General features: G+C 67.4%; 1 protein-coding gene. It reads right to left on the reverse strand.

What is annotated here, in order from left to right; genetic code table 11:
* Positions 1-164: 164 nt before the first annotated feature.
* The coding region (locus CF165_RS49730) for an alpha/beta fold hydrolase (RefSeq protein WP_205661260.1) at positions 165-936 on the reverse strand (772 nt) is incomplete at its 5' end.

Below are 936 nucleotides of genomic sequence, written 5' to 3' on the forward strand. Positions count from 1 at the left end.
GCGGCACCAGCGTCCGAACCATTCCTCGGTTGATCTTCGATCGTAGAGAGAGGAACGGCCTTCACTCGTCTTCACCAGGGATCGTAGGCAATCCACCACTCGCTCTTACCAGTTGGGCGCAGTTCCTTTGACGGGCAGTCCGAAGCAGCCAGGTGCCCCAGCAGTCACTCTGGAGTGCTGACCTGGCCTGCCGACGCCGGGGCGAGGAGCCCAGCGAGGAGTGCGCCGAACTCCTCAGGCGCTTCCAGCATCACCATATGGCCCGTGCGGGGAAGCTCGGTGTAGCTGGCTGCGGCGGACAGAGCCCACGCAGGCACGTCCCATCCCGCGCGTGAGCGGGCCCCGGCGACCAGATGGACCGGGACGCGCTCGAACACGTCCCGCAGCAGCTGCTGGTAGGCAGGTCCAGCGGTGTACTCGACGACAGTACGAGCCATGGCGTGGATGGTCGAAGCGGGCTGGTAGGCCAAATCTTGGGTCGCAGAGCGGAGGTGCTCCCTGGTCGGCTCGATGCCTCCGGCACGCAGCCACCGCCCGGGATCGGCACGGTCGGCTTGCACGATCTGCTCCACCTCGGCGGCTGTCTTGGCTGCCAGCTGCTGCGACCAGAAAGCGTCCGCGAGACTGAAGTTGCCCTCGACGCTGACCAGCGATGCGGTCCGCTCCGGGAACCGGTGGGCGAACGCGGCGGCGATCACGCCGCCGACCGAATGCCCGACCAGACTTACGCGACCGCCCGGCAGCGCCTGGTCAATGGCCGCACGCAGGTGTTCCACTTGCGTATCGATGGTGATGGTGCCGGGCTCGGCCCGGGCATCGGCCCCATAGCCGTGCAGGTCGGGGCAGAGGGTAGGGGCCGGGTGGAGCGGCGCGAGGGCACGTGGGTCGGCGAAGGAGCCGATCAGACCATGAATGAAGATCACTGGCAGCACGGGA

Origin of the sequence: Amycolatopsis vastitatis, assembly GCF_002234595.1 — a bacterium.
Taxonomy (GTDB): domain Bacteria; phylum Actinomycetota; class Actinomycetes; order Mycobacteriales; family Pseudonocardiaceae; genus Amycolatopsis; species Amycolatopsis vastitatis.